The 17,231-nt window shown below is 35.4% G+C and carries 13 protein-coding genes; 9 read left to right on the forward strand and 4 right to left on the reverse strand.

From position 1 onward, the window contains the following. Nucleotides 1–10: 10 nt before the first annotated feature. Entirely contained in the window at nt 11–2,332 is a 2,322-nt protein-coding gene (locus ACGH6S_RS02110; RefSeq protein ID WP_296302616.1) for a zinc/cadmium/mercury/lead-transporting ATPase, read from the reverse strand. Between the two features lie 1,025 nt (nt 2,333–3,357). Here ACGH6S_RS02110 and ACGH6S_RS02115 point away from each other — a divergent pair. After that, nucleotides 3,358–4,308 (forward strand): hypothetical protein, encoded by a 951-nt coding sequence (locus tag ACGH6S_RS02115; protein ID WP_411578622.1) that lies wholly within the window; start codon nt 3,358–3,360, stop codon nt 4,306–4,308. A 487-nt stretch (nt 4,309–4,795) separates the two neighbouring features. Further along, the gene (gene gapA / locus ACGH6S_RS02120; RefSeq protein ID WP_034912538.1) at nt 4,796–5,794 is read left to right on the forward strand and encodes a glyceraldehyde-3-phosphate dehydrogenase; all 999 of its coding nucleotides are present in this window, start codon (nt 4,796–4,798) and stop codon (nt 5,792–5,794) included. A gap of 145 nt (nt 5,795–5,939) precedes the next feature. Here the strand turns inward: gapA and ACGH6S_RS02125 are convergent, their stop codons facing one another. From ACGH6S_RS02125 to yjgA, 3 genes are all read right to left on the reverse strand, one after another. After that, entirely contained in the window at nt 5,940–6,149 is a 210-nt protein-coding gene (locus ACGH6S_RS02125) for a cold shock domain-containing protein (RefSeq protein ID WP_025315032.1), read from the reverse strand. A 384-nt stretch (nt 6,150–6,533) separates the two neighbouring features. After that, a complete protein-coding gene (gene ppa, locus ACGH6S_RS02130; RefSeq protein ID WP_065589290.1) occupies nt 6,534–7,064 on the reverse strand; it encodes an inorganic diphosphatase in 531 nt (176 codons plus the stop codon). A 64-nt stretch (nt 7,065–7,128) separates the two neighbouring features. After that, nucleotides 7,129–7,665, reverse strand: a complete 537-nt coding sequence (yjgA, locus tag ACGH6S_RS02135; protein ID WP_411578623.1) for a ribosome biogenesis factor YjgA — start codon at nt 7,663–7,665, stop codon at nt 7,129–7,131. Nucleotides 7,666–7,742: 77 nt separating this feature from the next. On the opposite strand from yjgA, the gene pmbA reads away from it, so the two are divergent. The 7 genes from pmbA (at nt 7,743) to lysA (ending at nt 17,189) form a co-directional block, all read left to right on the forward strand. Further along, nucleotides 7,743–9,095 (forward strand): metalloprotease PmbA, encoded by a 1,353-nt coding sequence (gene pmbA, locus ACGH6S_RS02140; protein ID WP_411578624.1) that lies wholly within the window; start codon nt 7,743–7,745, stop codon nt 9,093–9,095. 8 nt (nt 9,096–9,103) lie between these two features. Continuing rightward, on the forward strand, nt 9,104–10,846 hold the full coding sequence (locus ACGH6S_RS02145) for a SulP family inorganic anion transporter (RefSeq protein WP_296317373.1): 1,743 nt from the start codon (nt 9,104–9,106) through the stop codon (nt 10,844–10,846). Between the two features lie 153 nt (nt 10,847–10,999). After that, on the forward strand, nt 11,000–11,290 hold the full coding sequence (rpoZ, locus tag ACGH6S_RS02150; RefSeq protein ID WP_174799447.1) for a DNA-directed RNA polymerase subunit omega: 291 nt from the start codon (nt 11,000–11,002) through the stop codon (nt 11,288–11,290). A gap of 18 nt (nt 11,291–11,308) precedes the next feature. After that, a complete protein-coding gene (spoT, locus tag ACGH6S_RS02155) occupies nt 11,309–13,417 on the forward strand; it encodes a bifunctional GTP diphosphokinase/guanosine-3',5'-bis pyrophosphate 3'-pyrophosphohydrolase (protein WP_174799448.1) in 2,109 nt (702 codons plus the stop codon). A gap of 5 nt (nt 13,418–13,422) precedes the next feature. Beyond that, a complete protein-coding gene (gene recG / locus ACGH6S_RS02160) occupies nt 13,423–15,516 on the forward strand; it encodes an ATP-dependent DNA helicase RecG (RefSeq protein ID WP_174799449.1) in 2,094 nt (697 codons plus the stop codon). Nucleotides 15,517–15,758: 242 nt separating this feature from the next. Continuing rightward, on the forward strand, nt 15,759–15,914 hold the full coding sequence (lptM, locus tag ACGH6S_RS02165; protein ID WP_141672655.1) for an LPS translocon maturation chaperone LptM: 156 nt from the start codon (nt 15,759–15,761) through the stop codon (nt 15,912–15,914). A gap of 21 nt (nt 15,915–15,935) precedes the next feature. Continuing rightward, nucleotides 15,936–17,189 (forward strand): diaminopimelate decarboxylase, encoded by a 1,254-nt coding sequence (gene lysA, locus ACGH6S_RS02170; RefSeq protein ID WP_174799468.1) that lies wholly within the window; start codon nt 15,936–15,938, stop codon nt 17,187–17,189. Nucleotides 17,190–17,231 lie beyond the last annotated feature (42 nt).

The following is a 17,231-nucleotide window of genomic DNA, read 5'->3' on the forward strand; positions in this document are numbered from 1 at the left end:
TAAACCAATTTTAACTTTTATTCTTAAATTTCAAAACTCGAAGCGCATTAGCTGTCACAATCGCAGTCGTACCTGAATCAGCTAGCACAGCCAGCCACAGTCCAGTAAAGCCAAATAAGCTGGTAATTAAAAATACTAACTTAATTCCCAACGCAATTGTAACATTTTGTTTAATATTACGAGAGGCAAAACGAGTTAAACCAATTAGCTTAGGTAAACTTAACAAGCTATTTTTAGTTAATGCGGCATCAGCGGCTTCTAGCGCAACATCAGTACCACTACCCATAGCAATACTTACGGTTGCCGCTTTCATGGCTGGAGAATCGTTAATTCCATCGCCCACCATAGCAATCGTCGTTGAGATACGCATCTTTTCAATTTCTGCTAATTTATCGGCAGGTAACAACTCCGCACGGTAATCCATACCTAATTGCGAGGCAATGGCTTTGGCCGCTCGCGCATTATCGCCTGTCAGCATCAAAGTCTTAACGCCAAGCTTATTAAGCTCATTCATTGTAGTAATTGCATCAGCCCGCAACACATCTTGCAATGCAATAATGCCCATCAATTGTTGACTTGTTACTGCAACTACTACAGTTTTACCAGCGTTTTCAAGCTCCTCAATAATTTTGGTATGTTCATCTTTCAATGGTGATGAAACTGTCACAACCTTACTTGGTGACACAATATAAAAAGTCTGATTATCTACCTCGCCTTGAACGCCAACCCCCGCAATCGCTTTACGATTATCGGCCTCATTAATATTTAATTGATTCTGCAATGCATAATCAACAATAGCCTTAGCAATGGGGTGATGCGAACCGCTTTCAATAGCGGCAACTAATGTCAATAATTGCTCTTTTGAAATATCTTGACTAATCACATCGGTGACTTGCGGTTTACCTTCGGTTAACGTACCAGTCTTATCAAATGCAACCACTTTAACTGAACCAATATGCTCTAGCGCCGCACCGCCTTTAATTAGCACGCCTTGTTTTGCCGCATTAGACAAGGCCGACGTTATTACCGCAGGCGTTGAAATAACCAATGCACAAGGGCAACCAATTAACAATAGAGTTAAACCTCGATAAAACCAAGTATACCAATCAGCATTGAACAACAAAGGTGGCGCAATAATCACTAACAGAGCAAATAAAGCAATTGCTGGCGTATAATAACGACTAAATTTATCAATAAATCGTTCAATAGGTGCTTTACGCTCCTCGGCATCTTCAATCAACTGTAAAATACGATCTACCGCATTTTGCCCAACTTCTGATACCACTTTTAATTGGATTGTATTATCAACCACGAGTGAACCAGCCAAAATCTTATCGCCAGAAAGATAATTAACAGGGATCGACTCACCAGTTAGTGCACTTTCATCAATATTGGCTTGCTCACTTATCAAAATCACATCAGCAGGCAAACGACCACCAGACGAAATTTCAATAATATCATTGGGTTTTAAGCTATGACTGGCAACCGTTTTTCGCTCCCCATTAATGATTATCACTGTTTCTTGGGGCATCAGCTCAGCGAGCGACGAAATACCTTTTTTAGCTTTACTTGTAGCAATACTTTCTAGCATTTCGCCTATCATAAATAAAAATAAGACCATGGTTGCTTCTTCGGAGGCACCAATAAACAAAGCTCCAATAGCTGACACACTCATTAACGACTCAATTGCAAATGGTGTACCACTACGCGTTAAAACTACCGCTTCTTTCAAAATAGGTATTAACCCAACAATTGCTGTCATTATAAAGGCATATTCGCCAACGGTTTGATTCCATAACAAAAGGATATAACTCATCACAATTAAAGTGCCTAATACCACTAAAGGAATTAGTTCTTTTTTATCAAAACTGTGGGAATGATCATGATGATGAGAATGTTCTGGAGATGATTCAAAAATAGGTTTATAGCCTAGCTCGATAACTTTATTTTCTATTAATTTAATGGTTTTTTCATTATGTTGGGGAACAAATACCACCAACTTTTCGGTAGAAAAAACAATCTTAATTTGGTTAATATTGGGTAACGCTTTTAGGCTATTTTCAATTTGTTGAGCACAGTGCGCACAATCCATGCCTTTTATTTTCCAAGTTAATTTAATTTGCTCGTTTAGCCTGTTGGGATCATCAGGGGGATCGTCAAACTCATTTTTAGACGTAGTATGAGTATCGCCCCCACAGCTATGTGTTGATTCTTGATGACAAGTTATATCGTGAGATAAATGAACATGATTATGTGCCATATTTAAACAATTGCCATGACAACACTCATGGTGATGAAGTTCATGATGTATATATTTGTTATTATATAACATAACGTTACCTATATTTATGGGTGATTTTGATTGTACGCCAAAAAATAAAAAAGAAAATCATTTTTACTTTTAGTAGCAAAAAAAGTAAAAATCACTTCAAAACTGACCTGTAACACTTTTCAAAAAATAACGAACTAACTAATTAATTCGCTTTAATTATTAGCATGTGCAAGGCACAAAAAACACAGCAAAAACATTGTAATAAAAACAGAAATTAGCTAATAATTACTTAAATTAAGTGAAATAAAAAACTTTAATAAAATCAATGGTCTACCTGAACTATTTTAGAGAAAACACACAACACGGCAAGGTCAATCCACCTATCTTTTAACTGTGTTGTAGTGCTTTGCTAACAGAGTGAGGCAGCACGAAAAATTGGACTGCTTGGCGAGTTTGTGCTTTGTCAGGGATGCCAATTTATCAGGAACAATTTGGCACTTCTGAGCAAAGCAAATAGGCTTAAAAAAGGCGAATATCATAATGATTCGAGTAAATCATACCGATGGTTAAGAGCGAGAGCGTTGGGTACCGTAGTTCATATTTTGTATCTCATGTGAGTTGTAAGATGTTACGCTCAAAATTCTTAAATTAAACGTTATCACCAATATCAGTTATTTCGACAAAACTCAAAAGCTATAAAGCTAACAGCATATTTTAATTATAAAATTAACCTATCTATAAAGTCGAATTGTTTTATCTTTACATTTCTTTACAAAAAATCCGCTAAAAAACTAGCCAGCTATATCTTAAATGGTTATACTTTTATCGCTATAGGAAAGAAAGCTTATTAAATAAGCAAGCAATTGTAAAAAATCTAAATAAAACAAATCATTACTTGACAGGTAAACCATAATGCATTATCATTTTAGACACCAGACACCAGACACCAGCACTGGCAAACCTATGTCTTAAATTTATTAAATAATCTTATTCGACGAATTTTTACACGAAACTTATTTATATCTTCCAAATTATCTCTCAACGTATTATCGAAATTGTTTCCAAAAAGCCTATTGGTGTTGGGGGTGTTATTACTGTCATCTTCATGGAGTTTACAGGCATTAACTAGTAAAAGTGGTCGTGTAAATAATCATCGTAGTGATGCAATAATGCTACCACAGTCGGTAGTTATCAATTATGCAAGGCCGAATCTGCTATTTGGTAAAAATGGTGTAGATATTAGTGGAGTCAACTTCGCAGGTCCAGCTGATATATGGAATCCTGATGAGGGCTTTTTAGTTCAATCAACCAATCCTGCATCATACGGCCTTAATTTTCCGACTACAGGCGCTGATGGATTATATTTTGATTTAGTTATAGAGGAAATTGATGCACGCCAATTGGTATGGGAGCCAGTTACACATGGGGGAATAACAGCCACAGTGACATGGATATGGGCTGAAGATGATTGGCTTACATCTGGAGGAGAAATTATAGCGCGCGTTACGCTAAAAGGTCCTGAGGCAAGCGCTCAAATAAATAATCATTATCCTAATCGAATTGCTGTGCCAAGGTTACCGCAGATTTTTGAGTTAGTGGGTAGAGATATTAGTACTGGTAATGAGCTGGTAAAATATGGATTTGCATTACAGAAGTGGTTCGTGAACCGTAAAGATAAACAAGATAACTATTCTAATACAGAAGCGTGGTGTAGATATTTAGGCTATCGAGTGCCGCAAGTAAAGGATCTAACGAACGCAATCTGTTTGGGTACATGGGAAGGTGATTGGTGTAAAGGCTCTGTCGGCGCTACGCCATCATCAAGTGGTAATCATTATCAGCGTCGAATAGGAGCAGGATTTTTCACTGAGTGGGGCGGTACGTACCTTTATGCTGGAGCAGGTTTCGTCTATGACTACCAATACTGGACAAGCGACACGGCTGGAAATACTCAGTTTGATGTGGACTCAGATGTTGGTGATGTGTACTTCAACCAATCGAGTAATAGCCCGCGGGGTCTTTGCGTTACTCCTTAGCTTTTAATCTTTGGAATGTGGTTAAGTTTATGGTGCTAATAAGGAACAAGCATTAAAAAAGTTTCCATGTAAGGTAAAGCCCCCTAGTTTGCGTATTTACTATTAGATAGTAAATACGTTTATTTGAAAAAATTCCAATAAAATCAGATTTCTGTCTGAAATGTTTTAAGGTGAAAATCCTACATATTGTAAAATTAATATGCCTGTCTTTTCACGACGTTAGAATATATCGAAAACTGAAAACTAAGTTATTGGTTTGTTATTTAGTTTTGGGACGGTTTTTGATTATAGTACGGCTTACTACGTCAGGTTATTTTTTACAATATCATGATTTTATTTATAATAATTAATATAAATTACATTCAGTTTAATCTATTTAATCAATTCGTGTTTAATTATTAGGAATCTTCTTGAATAAATCTTTAAAATTTGATAGTTTACAGGAAAGATTTTTAACATTAAAAACACTAAAAAGAAGGTAATTGTTATGACAATCAAAGTAGGTATTAATGGCTTTGGCCGTATTGGTCGTATTGTTTTCCGTGCTGCTCAAAAACGTTCAGACATTGAAATCGTTGCTATCAACGATTTATTAGATGTTGAGTATATGGCTTATATGCTTAAATATGATTCAACACATGGTCGTTTTGACGGTACAGTTGAAGTTAAAGATGGTAAATTAGTCGTTAATGGTAAAGCAATTCGTGTTACTGCTGAACGTGATCCTGCAAACTTAAAATGGAATGAAGTTGGTGTTGATGTTGTCGCTGAAGCAACTGGTTTATTCTTAACTGATGAAACTGCTCGTAAACACATCCAAGCTGGTGCTAAGAAAGTTGTTTTAACTGGCCCTTCTAAAGACAGCACTCCAATGTTTGTTATCGGTGTTAATGATAAAGATTATGCTGGTCAAGATATCGTTTCTAATGCTTCTTGTACAACTAACTGTTTAGCGCCTTTAGCTAAAGTTATCAACGATAACTTTGGTATTGTTGAAGCATTAATGACAACTGTTCATGCAACAACTGCAACTCAAAAAACTGTAGATGGTCCATCTCATAAAGATTGGCGTGGTGGTCGTGGTGCTGCTCAAAACATCATCCCTTCATCAACTGGTGCTGCTAAGGCGGTTGGTAAAGTTATCCCTGAATTAAACGGTAAATTAACTGGTATGGCTTTCCGAGTTCCTACTCCAGACGTTTCTGTTGTTGACTTAACTGCTCGTTTAGAAAAACCAGCTAAATATGAAGATATCTGTAAAGCAATCAAAGCCGCTGCTGAAGGCCCAATGAAAGGCGTTCTTGGCTATACCGAAGATGATGTTGTTTCTACTGATTTCTTAGGTGAAGTTTGTACTTCAGTATTTGATGCTAAAGCTGGTATCCAATTAAGTGATAACTTTGTTAAACTTGTTTCTTGGTATGACAATGAAGTAGGTTATTCAAACAAAGTATTAGATTTAATCGCAGTTATTTCTAAAAAATAATTGATATTTAACTTTGTTTATAAGGCGACCTTAGGGTCGCTTTTTTTATGCTCTCATTTTAGAGAGATTTTTAGTTTTTTTAGAGACAAAAAAACGCTCACTTTGTGAGTGAGCGTTTTTCTAATATGAAATTCTAAAGTTTCAATTAGATTACAACGACTTCAGCAGCTGCAGGTCCACGAGGGCTATCTTGGATAGCAAATTCAACTTGTTGTCCTTCAGCTAATGTTTTAAAACCATCACCTGAAATAGCTGAAAAGTGAACAAATACATCTTTACTTCCATCCGCAGGGGTAATAAAACCAAAACCTTTACTTTCATTAAACCATTTTACTTGGCCTGTTTTTTTATTCATTTACTAGACATCCTAACAATAATTAATAATTAGCCATTACGACCGTATGGGTTTTAACATCGTGTTAATAATGTAACTAAAAGCCAAGATAATGTGCTTAAAAATACATTATTGTGGTTCATTGTTATTCACTATTTTGTACTTTGTTGTTTACCCAGTGATATTACCGCATAAATTATAATCAAAAGCAAGATGTGAATAATAATTTTTTTTTATAAAAAAAAAAGTTTTATTGAATTTTCAGGAAATTATTTTTTAATTGATAAAAGTCAAATTTTGGACGTTGAAATTTTAATTGATTTTTAAAGTCACTAAAAATTATGAAAAATAAAAAAGCCATAAAATAATATTTATGGCCTTGATAAAAATATTTTTTATTGAACTTTATTTGTTTTTTGCTCGTTCAAATGACTCAATAATTTCTTTACGGGCGGCATCTGCGTTATCCCATCCGTCAACTTTCACCCATTTACCTTTCTCTAATGCTTTGTATTGTTCAAAAAAGTGTTTGATTTGTGATTTGAGTAATTCAGGTAAATCATCAACATCTTTAATGTGATCATATTCTTTTGATAGTTTGCTGTGAGGTACTGCAACTAGTTTTGCATCTTGACCTGCTTCGTCTGTCATTTTTAATACACCAACTGGGCGGCAACGAATAACTGAGCCTGGTTGTAATGGGTATGGCGTTGGGACTAATACATCAACTGGATCGCCATCTAATGATAATGTGTGATTAATATAACCATAGTTACATGGATAAAACATTGCTGTAGCCATAAAACGGTCAACAAATACAGCGCCAGTGTCTTTATCAACTTCATATTTAATTGGATCTGCATTGGCTGGAATTTCAATCACAACGTAAATATCATCTGGTAATTCTTTACCTGCTGGTACATTTAAAAGTCCCATTTTTGTATCCTCTATCTAAGTTTATATAGTGTTTGTGAATAATAATAAGCGCACCTTATAAAGATTATTCAGTGTCGCTCAATTCTTTTAAATATTGAAAAATTTGTCTTGCCGTTTTGGTTGGCTTGTTTGTTTCTTGCTCTTTTTTTGCTAAACGGGCTAAGGTTCGTAATTGCTGACGATCGGCAGTTGGGTACAAACCGATAATAGTTTCGGCATCGCCAGTTGCAATCAATTCATCACGAAGTTTTTCAAGTTTGTGAAATAGGGCGATTTGCTGATTATAGCGATTTTTAAGTTTATCAAGTGCTTGACTAATTGGGTCAATATCTCGGTTACGCAGCAGTTTACCAATGTATTGAATTTGGCGGCGATACCCTTCTTTTTTTATTTTCTGCGCAAGTCCAATTGCATAAGTGAGATCTTCATCGAGAGGAATTTTTTCAAGTTCGTTTTTGCTTAGCTTGACAAGTTCAATCCCTAATTTTTTTAAAGCTTCAGCATCACGTTTAATTTCACTTTTACTAACGTAGATGATTTCGTCATCTTCAGTGTCAATAGCGAAGTTGGGTTCTAGATTTGTCTCTTGATTGTAATTCATGTTATTTCTTTTGTTAACTATTGTGTAATTCTAGCTTATTATAGCGTATCGCTAGCAGAATTGTAGAAAATAATAAAATGAGTATTGAACAGATTAAAAAAGAAGCTTTAAATCAAAAAGAAACTTTATCGGCAATTGTTGCTAATGCTATTGAGCAAGCAAAGTCACGTGTTGATGAAGTTGAGGTATCGATTAATAAGTCAACAGGTATTAATGTTAGCACTCGCATGGGTGAAACCGAGAATGTTGAATTTAATAGTGATGGTGCGTTATCTATTACTGTTTATCAAAATAAACGTAAAGGGAGTGCTTCTACCAATGATTTGTCTTCTCAGGCTATTTTGCAAACGGTGAATATGGCGATTGATATTATGCAATATACTTCGCCAGATCCTTGTTCAGGTTTGGGTGATGTGAGTCAAATGGCATTTAATCCACCCGATTTAGATTTATTTCATCCTAGTGATTTGAACGTTGATAATGCCATTGAACAGGCTAAACAAGCCGAATTAACTGCGTTAAATCATTCCAAATTGATTAATTCTGATGGCGGTTATTTTAGTAGTCGCTATGGCGTTTATGTTTATGGTAATAGTTTGGGGATGTTGCAAGGTTATTGCGCAAGTTCACATTCACTTTCATGCTCAGTTATTGCTCAACAAGCAGGGCAGATGGAAAGTAATTATGCTTATACTTCATCACGTGATTATAGTCAGCTTAAGTCCGCTGATTGGATTGGTGTGCAGGCGGCTGATAGGGCGATCTCACATTTAGGCGCTAAACAGATCGCAACAATGCAAACTCCTGTGTTATTTAGTGCAGAAGTTGCCGTTGGACTCATTAGGCATTTAGTAGGTGCTATAAGTGGCGGTGCCATTTATCGTAAATCTTCTTTTCTTTTAAATAGTGTAGGGAAGGTGATTTTTCCTAATTGGTTAACTATTTATGAGGATCCTTTTATTTTAAAAGGCGTTGGATCATCGCCTTTTGATAGTGAAGGGACAAAAACAGTTAAGCGCAATATTGTTGAGCAAGGTGTATTACAAACTTATTTGTTAGGCAATTATTCAGCACGTAAATTAGGCTTAAAATCGACTGGGCATGCAGGTGGGATTCATAATTGGTTTGTATCGCCAAGCCATGCAAATGCTAGTTTTGATGAGATGCTAAAAAAATTGGATAAAGGTGTTTTGGTGACTTCGTTAATGGGGCAAGGTGTTAATAGTGTGACTGGTGATTATTCGCGTGGAGCTACAGGATTTTGGGTTGAGAACGGAAAAATTCAATATCCAGTTAGTGAAATAACCATTGCTGGTAATCTTAAAGATATGTATAAAAACATTGTGGAAATTGGAAATGATATCGAAACAAGAACAAGTATTCAATGTGGCTCAATTTTGATTGATGATATGAGTATAGCGGGGAAATAAGGATTAGCATGGCTGATTTGTTAAAAAGTACTTTTTTTCAAAAACTAATTTCATGGATGCCTGGATTAGGCAGTTTATTACAGTATAAACGAGAATATCTTAATTTTGATATTAAAGCTGGTTTATCAGTTGCTGCTGTTTCGTTACCTGTGTCAATTGCTTATGCTGAATTGACTGGTGTTGGCGCTATAGCTGGACTGTATTCGACCATTTTGCCTTTAATTGTATATGCGTTTTTTGGTTCTTCTAAACAATTGATTGTAGGACCTGATACAGCAACTTGTGCTGTAGTTGCCGCTGTTGTGTTACCTTTAGCGGCTAATGATCCAATATTGCGCTGGCAATTAGTTATTATATTAACAATAATGATAGGCATTTGGTGTATCATTGCTGGAAAGTTACATCTTGGTGCTTTAGCCGACTTACTTAGTCAGCCTATTTTAATTGGTTTGCTTAATGGCATATCAATTACCATTATGGTCGATCAGTTAGCCAAGACTTTAGGCTTTAGCTACGATTATTCTTATTTGATTGAGCGAATAGTCTATTTCCCTTTTAAATTGTCAGAAATTCATATAGGCACTGCACTCGTTTCGTTTTTTACTTTGTCTATTTTAATTGCCTTAAAGCGATTAAAACCTCTATATCCTGCACCTTTATTAGCTGTTATTGTGATGACGTTTTTTTCGTGGGTGTTTAATTTTGAATATTTTAATATTCGTATTATTGGTAATGTTAGCAGTGATTTTATTCCTACCGAGTCATGGCTTGATTTTGATAAAGGATTAATGCGTGATTTAGTTGTTCCTTCACTTAATATTGCTATCATCTGTTTTGTTAGTATGATGATAACTGTACGCAGTTTTGCATCAAAAAATAACTATGAAACCAATGCCGATGTTGAATTTAAAGCGTTAGGTATAGCTAATATTGTAGCAGGGTTATCACAAGGGTTTGTTGTTAGTGGTACATCATCAAGAACAGCTGTAAATGATGCAAATGGAGGTAAAACGCAACTAGTTTCGATTATTGCAGCAATATTAATTGGTATTGTGGTATTGTTTTTCCTTTCGCCTTTACAATATATTCCAACTTGTGTGTTAGGGGTTATTTTAATATATTCTTCAATTTCACTCATTAATTTTCAAACCATCGTTCGCTTTTTTAAATTTGATCGAGACGCTTTTTATTTGAGTTTGATAACACTTATTTCAGTACTTGTTATAGGGATTATTCCTGGTATGGCGTTAGCGGTACTACTGGGGTTATTTTTATTTTTACGTCGAGTATTTAGACCTAAAGATCAGTTATTAGGTGTTGATGAAAGTGGTCGGATTCATTCCATAAGCCAAAATGTGCAACCGATCAGTAATACAATGATTTATCGATTTAATTCTCCGCTAACTTATTTCAATATCGCTTATTTTAAACGAAGAATTATCAGTTATATTGATGAGTCTAGTGATCCAATAAGCTATGTTATTGTCGATGCAATCCCTTGTTTTACTTATAAAGATGTGAGTGTGCTGTCGGGAATTGATGAATTAGTGAAGTCTTTAAAAGTAAGAAATGTTACCCTAATTTTATCTGGTCGACGTAAAACACTTAAAAATTGGTTTAAACAGATGAATATTAAGCTTGATGATGAGTATATCGAGTTTGCTTATGATCTTTATTTTGCAGTTAAGTTAGCTCAAAGTAAGGGCCATATGGATAATAAAACTGATGATGAATCTGAACATTTATCATGACTACTCATCAAATATGTAGGATCTGTTTTAATTATCTGACATTTCTCAATTATTGACAGATAAAGTAATATTAATATAGACAATCGCCTACAAATTTAAGTACAATATTAGATCTTTCAAATAAAGTATTTTAGTAAAAAATTAGAGGTAAAAATGGCACGTGTAACTGTTCAAGATGCAGTAGAAAAAATTGGTAATCGCTTTGATCTCGTTCTTGTAGCAGCGAGACGCGCTCGTCAATTACAAGTGGAAAATAAATCACCACATGTTCCTGAAGAGAACGACAAAGAAACTGTTATTGCTTTACGTGAAATTGAAAATGGTCTTGTTAATAAACAGATTCTTGATATTGCTGATTTTCAAGCTCGTCAAAACAAAGAGGAAGAAACACGAGCAACACTTCATGAGTCGATTCTTCTCGAAAACACACCATCATACGAATAAGCTTTACAGGAATTGCTTATGCAATATTTTGATGGCTTAAAAGAGGTTGTAGCATCTTATCTTCCGTCTAAACAAGTCGAATTGATACAAGATGCTTATCTTTTTGCTAAAAATGCACATGAAGGGCAATTCCGATGTAGTGGTGAACCTTATATTACTCACCCAGTTGCAGTTGCAACATATCTAGCTGAGATGCGGCTTGATTATGAAACAGTTATTGCCGCACTTTTACACGATACTATTGAAGACACTCCTGTCACTTTTCAAGATATTACCGACAAATTTGGTAAACATGTTGCCATTTTAGTCGAAGGTGTCTCTAAACTTGATAAATTAAAATTCCGTAACAGGCAAGAAGCACAAGCTGAAAATTTTCGGAAAATGGTGCTTGCTATGACTGAGGATGTGCGTGTAATTTTAATTAAACTTGCTGATCGTACGCATAACATGCGTACACTTAGTGCTTTAAGACCTGATAAACGTCGTCGCATTGCTAAAGAAACCCTTGAAATTTACGCACCTTTGGCTCATCGTTTAGGTATCAATCACATCAAAACAGAACTTGAGATTTTGGGCTTTACAGCAATGCATCCAAATCGAGCTAAAGTGATTGAAAAAGTCGTTAAAACAGCGCGAAATACGCGAAAAGAGCTAATTCAACAAATTTTGTCTGAAATCCGTGGGCGATTACATGACGCTCATATTGATGCAGAAGTTACTGGTATCGAGAAAAATATCTATGTTATTTATCAAAAGATGAAACTACGTGAACAACATTTTCATTCTATCATGGATATTTACACTTTTAGAATTGTGGTAAAAGATGTTGATGGTTGTTATCGTGCTCTTGGACTGGTACATAATTTGTATAAACCACGTCTTAATCGTTTTAAAGATTATATCGCTATTCCCAAAGCAAATGGCTACCAATCATTGCATTCATCGTTAATAGGCCCTCACGGTACACCAGTTGAAGTCCAAATTCGTACCGAAGATATGGATCAAATGGCTGAAATGGGTGTTGCTGCTCATTGGGCGTATAATGCAGTTGATGAATTAAACAATACTACTGCGCAAATTAAAGCTCAGCGCTGGATGCAAAGCCTGTTAGAATTGCAACAAAGCGTAGGGAATTCTTTCGAATTTATCGAAAATGTTAAATCTGATTTGTTTCCTAAAGAAATTTACGTTTTTACTCCCAAAGGACGTATTGTGCAATTACCAGAAGGAGCTACCGCAGTTGATCTTGCTTATGCAGTCCATTCTGATATTGGTTATCAATGCATTGGCGCAATTGTTGATCGTAAACCTTATCCTTTATCACAACCATTAAGCAGTGGGCAAACAGTTGAAATTATTACTTCCCCTGAGGGCCATCCTAATGCTAGTTGGTTAAATTTTGTGGTTAGTGCTAGAGCGAAGTCGCGTATTCGTCAGGCGCTTAAAACTCTTAAGCGTGAAGATGCAATTGAATTGGGTCGACGTTTATTGAATCTTTCGTTAGTTAAATCAGGCGGTATTAGTGGACTGTCAGAAAGCCAAAAGGCTAGAGTGGTTGAGTTAGCCAAATTGTCCAATTTTGATGATGTCTTAGTCGAAATCGGATTAGGTAATATTATGAGCCATTTTATTGCCAAAGGTTTAGAACATAAAGCGCTGCTGCAAAATAAATCAGAGTCAAATAAAACTCTTGTTATTACTGGCAGTGAAGGAGTTTCTGTTACATTTTCTAAGTGTTGTCATCCAATTCCTAATGATCCTATTGTTGGGCATGTTAGTCCAGAGAAGGGGTTAATTGTGCATCATGAATCTTGTCGAAATGTTACTGGTTATCAAAATAATCCAGAAAAATATATCTCACTTAAATGGGCTCCCGATATTTCTCAACGTTTTGTTGCTGAAATTTGGCTCGATATTTTAAATACTCAGGGTTCTTTGGCGCATATACTTTCAATTATTAATGACGAAAATACTCGCTTGCAATGGCTAAATACCGAAGAAAAAGATAGGCAGATTTATACTGTTATTCTACAGATAGAAGTAAAAAATACCCAGCAACTTAATGAATTAATTCGTAAAATGTTACTACAACCTGATGTAGTAAGTGTTAAACGAAATATAAATTAGTCATTATGATAAATCGTTTTTTCGACCATTTGCCGTTGATAAAACTAACGGGGATTGGTGAAAGTCTAGAAAAAAAATTCAATACATTAGGTATCTATACCGTTAAAGATCTGTTATTGCATTTTCCTTTACGTTATGAAGATCGTACTTCATCTTGTGCTATTGCTGACGCCAATATTGGCGAATTTACGACAATTGAAGGTGTTATTATTAAAAGTGAAATTGCTTTTGGTCGCAAACAAATGCTAGTTTGTTACGTTCAAGATGATTCTGGTATTGCAATATTACGATTTATGCATTTTACTGCTAGTATGAAGGCTTCGCTAATTAAAGGTAAATGGATCAGTGCTTATGGTGAAATAAAACGCGGTAAAAATTATCTTGAAATAATTCATCCGCAATTTAAATTAAAAACAAGTCGAGACGAAAAATCTATCAAGTTAGAAGATGATCAAGAAAGATACACACCTATTTATTCAACTACTTATGGATTAACTCAGGCTGTGATTCGACGGTCAATTATGGCTGCGCTAATTTTGTTGAAAAATAATCCTTCAGAAGAAGTTTTACCTCCTCAGTTGGCTTATCGGTTTTTGTCGGCTTTTGATTCTTTAAATATTATTCACAATCCCCCCATTGATACTGAGATTGAACAGTTGGAGTCGGGTGATCACCCAGCTATTAAGCGGTTTATTTTTGAGGAATTGATTGCTTATCATCTGAGTATGTTAATGATAAAAAAACATAATCAAAGACAGCAGGCACACTTGTTTTCCCCAACTCAACGCTTGATCAACCCGTTTTTATCATCATTACCTTTCACGCCAACCCATGCTCAACAGCGAGTTGTGCAAGAGATTTATCTCGATATGGCAAAACCAGTACCTATGATGCGATTAATTCAAGGTGATGTTGGTTCTGGTAAAACATTAGTAGCAGCTTTAGCAGCGTTGAATGCAATTGAAAATGGTTGCCAAGTGGTTTTGATGGCACCAACAGAAATATTAGCCGAGCAACATTATAATAATTTTAGTACTTGGTTTGGGCCGTTGGGAATTAGTGTTGATTGGTTGTCAGGAAGATTAACCGCCAAAAATAAGCGACAGCGTTATGAGCGCCTTCAAAAGGGTGAAATTACTATGTTAATTGGTACTCATGCAGTATTTGTTGATAAAGTAGAATTTACCTCTTTAGGTCTTGTCATCATTGATGAACAGCATCGATTTGGTGTTAATCAACGCCTAAGTCTTTGGGAAAAAGGAATTAAAGATCATCTTTATCCGCATCAATTAATTATGACGGCAACGCCTATTCCAAGAACATTAGCCATGACCATTTATGCTGATTTAGATGTTTCTGTTATTGATGAATTACCACCCGGAAGAACACCAATTAACACAGTTGTAATACCTAATAATCGCCGAGATGAAATTATTGAACGTGTAAATCAAGCTTGCTTAGCAAACCGCCAAGTTTATTGGGTGTGTACTTTGGTCGAAGAGTCCGAAATACTTGACGCACAAGCGGCTGAAATGCTGGTTGCAGAATTGCAAATGCGTTTGCCGCATTTAAATATTGCGTTAGTGCATGGTAAAATGAAGTCTGATTTAAAACAATCAGTTATGCAAGAGTTTAAAGCAGGAAAAATTCAACTGCTGGTTGCTACAACAGTTATTGAAGTTGGTGTTGATGTTCCTAATGCTAGTTTAATGATTATCGAAAATGCAGAACGTTTAGGTTTAGCTCAGTTACATCAGTTGCGTGGGCGAGTTGGACGTGGCACGGCAGTATCTCATTGTGTATTAATGTATCAAGCTCCTCTAAGTAAAGTTGCTCAAGCACGCATGAAGGTAATGCGTGAAAGTACTGATGGATTTGTTATTGCCCAAAAAGATCTTGAACTTCGTGGTGGTGGTGAAATTTTAGGGACTCGGCAAATGGGTACAGCTAATTTTAAAGTTGTTGATTTGATTCGCGACCAGCATTTGATTAGTGAAATTCAAAATATATCTTATGACATCCAAAAAAACCATCCACACAGTGCTGAACAATTAGTTGATTGTTGGCTTCCAAATCGTGAAAAGTATATTAATGCATAAAACTTAGCTGATTTTTTCTGATAAGTTTTGAAATTATCAATCTGAATCATATCTACAAATTGTGTAACGGTTTATTGCATAGTAATTTGATGTGTAGAATGTAGTCTTGTACCTTTAATTTAATATATTTACTTATTTTATATATCTGTTTATGTTCGCATGATGATTTGCGCTTTGCAGCATTGTGCCTATCGTGTAATATAGATAGTATTATAAAAAATGGAAAGAATTGCGGATATTGTATGAAATCAACTATAAAATTACTCCCTATCTGTTTTGTTACATTGGCATTAGTAGGATGTGGATTAAAAGGTCCGCTTTATCATCCAGTTGAAAAAACAGCAATGCAACAAACAAAACTAACAACTGCTTCAATTCAATCTGGTTTATTTATTTAAATTGCATAATGGAATAACATGATGGATTTTTTAAATTATCAACAAAGTCGTTTATTTGCCAATCAGATAGCGATAGCGGATCTTGCTAAGCAGTATGGTACACCATTATATGTTTATTCGGCCGAATACATAAGTAAACAGTTTTTAGAGTATGAACATGCTTTGGTTAATAATAAACATTTGGTTTGTTATGCGGTTAAAGCTAATAGTAATTTGGCTGTTTTGAGTTTACTTGCAAAACTGGGTGCTGGTTTTGATATTGTTTCACAAGGTGAGTTAGAACGAGTATTAAAAGCAGGAGCAGATCCTAAAAAAATTGTCTTTTCAGGTGTTGCTAAATCAATAGTTGAAATTGAACGTGCGCTTGAAGTTGGTATTAAGTGCTTTAATGTTGAATCTGAGGCTGAATTATACCGAGTTGATGAAGTTGCTAAAAGATTAGGTAAAATTGCACCGATTTCATTGAGAATCAATCCTGATGTGGATGCTAAAACACATCCTTATATTTCAACAGGTCTTCGCGAAAATAAATTTGGTATTAGCTATGAGTTAGCTTTAAATGTTTATCGAAAAGCAAGCTCATTAGCTAACATTAAAATCGTTGGTATTGATTGCCATATTGGCTCTCAATTAACTCAATTGTCACCATTTCTTGATGCTGCCGATCGTATACTCGCTTTAGTTGATAAATTGCAATCTAATAATATTGTAATTGAACATATTGATTTAGGTGGAGGTTTAGGGGTCTGTTATGATAACGAACAACCACCAACAGCATCGCAACTTGTAACCGAACTTAAGAACAAATTAGTTGATTATCCTGATATTGAAATTTTGTTCGAACCAGGGCGTTCGATTGTTGCTAATTCAGGGTTGCTAATTACTAAGGTGGAATATACCAAACACCAAGATAATAACCATTTTGCAATTGTCGATGCAGGTATGAATGACTTAATTCGTCCCGCTCTTTACGATGCTTGGATGAGAGTGTTACCTGAAAAGCAACCACAAACTGGTGATGAATTTTTGGTCTATAATGTTGTGGGACCTATTTGCGAATCTAGCGATGTGTTGGCTTATCAGCGTGAGCTTTCGGTTAAACAAGATGATTTGTTGGTAATTTGTAGTGCTGGTGCTTATGGCTTTAGTATGGCATCAAATTATAATAGCCATTTACGACCAGCAGAAGTGATGCTTATTGATGATAAACAACATAAATTAATTCGCCAGCGTGAATCCTTCGATGATTTATGGCGAGGTGAAGTAGTTTTATAATATTTAACAGGTTATTGAATGCTTAATTATAATAGCATTCCT

The sequence above is a fragment of the Gilliamella sp. BG3 genome (genome assembly GCF_046635605.1).
GTDB lineage: Bacteria > Pseudomonadota > Gammaproteobacteria > Enterobacterales > Orbaceae > Gilliamella > Gilliamella bombi.